This window comes from Desulfotomaculum copahuensis, assembly GCF_001655685.1.
In the GTDB taxonomy this organism is placed as follows: Bacteria; Bacillota; Desulfotomaculia; order Desulfotomaculales; family Desulfovirgulaceae; genus Desulfotomaculum_G; species Desulfotomaculum_G copahuensis.
In genome coordinates this window covers 1-1,756 of the sequence record NZ_LYVF01000029.1, presented here as the reverse complement: position 1 = coordinate 1,756, position 1,756 = coordinate 1, and the positions used below count along the sequence as shown (strand labels likewise).

1 protein-coding gene and 1 pseudogene are annotated in these 1,756 nt (G+C 58.9%); both read right to left on the bottom strand.

From position 1 onward, the window contains the following. Nucleotides 1–195: pseudogene (locus tag A6M21_RS02640) on the bottom strand (phenylacetate--CoA ligase); the annotation flags it as partial. Nucleotides 196–318: 123 nt separating this feature from the next. Next, the gene (locus A6M21_RS02635) at nt 319–1,701 is read right to left on the bottom strand and encodes a radical SAM protein (protein WP_066666360.1); all 1,383 of its coding nucleotides are present in this window, start codon (nt 1,699–1,701) and stop codon (nt 319–321) included. Nucleotides 1,702–1,756: the final 55 nt, after the last annotated feature.

The window sequence follows — 1,756 nt, the reverse complement described above, 5'->3', positions numbered from 1 at the left end:
CTTGACGGTGAAAGGAAGCCGGCTCAGATCCGCCAGGGTGCGGATGGAAGAGGGCTTGACGCCCATGGCGGTAAACTTTTGCCGGTAAAAAGGCACGTTGCGGTAAACTCGCTCGATAGTCAGCTGCAGCCTTTCCAGCTGCAGCGCCTGCAGTTGCCCCACGGGCATGGTTTCGTGCTCGCGGTCCCAGTACACTTGATGACCCCTCCCCGCTCAAATTACACAAAAAGAAGACATAAAGATAAATTTCAACAATAATGATGCCGTTCCTGCCGGAAGATTAAGCCGGGTACAAATTTAACCCAATAAAATTTTAACTCAGGCCAGCCTGACCGCTAAACCGCATTCCTCCCGCAAATCCAGATAAGACCTGCCGGTCAGATCCCGCCCCCGGAAGTCGAAGGCGATTTCCGGCACTACAACCAGCGCCGGCCGTGCGCAGCGGTCATTGTCCAGACAGGTACGCACGGCCGCCGCCATATCTTCCACCACCAGCAATCCGGCCGCTTTGATCGAACCACCGAAAAACCTGTTTTTTACCGGCAGTACCCGTACCCCGCCCGCACCCCCGGGGAACAAACGGGCCAAAGCCAGCCTGACCGCCGGATGGCCCAGTTCCGAAGTGAGCAACAGTGCCGGCCGGTCTTCACGGCCCGTTGCCACAGCGTATCTGATCCGGCGGGAGAAGTCTTCCAGGTCGATATCGTAATCCATCACCAGACCGGAAGTATCACCTGCTTTTTTATGCAGTTTCACCGTTACCGGCTTTCCCTCCCGCTCCAGGTCAACCACCGGACCGGCCGCCGCCAATATCCGTTTGAACGCATCCACCCGCCCGGCAACCGGCAGGCATTCCACAGCGCAGATTACATCCCCGGCTTTTATACCCGCCTCCGCCGCCGGCGTGCCGGCCATGACACCGGTCACCACCGCCTGCAAGTCGCTGATCAGCGGCGGTTCTACGGTTAGCGGCGTACGCACCTGAGAGCGCAGGCGATCCACAAACCGGTGCAGTTCAATCCATAAGGAGGAAGGAAACCGCAGCTCCCGCGGAGCCAGGCGCGTATAACCGGGCAGGAAAACGCGTATGGTGGATGCGCCGTAGCGGTCCAGCCGGCGCAATGTATCCGCCAGGTCGGCCCAACCGAGGACATGGGGCATGGCCACCACACTGCCGTGACAGACGATACCGTACTTTTGCAACAAGGCCGGCGCGGCGGCGGCCACGGCGGCGTGACGGTCCTGCATCAACTGGCGGCGCCGTTGTGGATCGGCGCTGTTCAAGGAAAGATAGATCACCACCCGTCCCAGAGCGGCCAAAAAACCGGCCGCCTCCGCCGTCAGCAAACTGCCGTTGGTGGTGATCTGTATGGTTGTCCGCGGCAATGTCCGCCGGATCAACATGAGGATCTCCCGGAAGGCCGGGTGGGTGAACGGTTCCCCTTCCATCACCCGGGTGACTGATTCACCGATCACCACCGGTTTTTCCGGATCCATCAGTGCCAGCGCCCGGGACACCTGTTCCGCACCAAGCGGATTAAGGCGGTAAGTTTCAACCCCGGGCGGATTCTGATGATGGCTGCAAAACAAACAGCGCACATTGCAGGTGGAAGTCAAAGCAAGGATATTCCCCCGGTTGGCGGCGGGCAACACCTGTTCCTCGACTATTTTCGACTGGCTGACGGGATTAAATTCACTCACAGGCTGACCTCTTGAACGGCAAGTTATCTACAAACTTATCCACATTATCCACAGG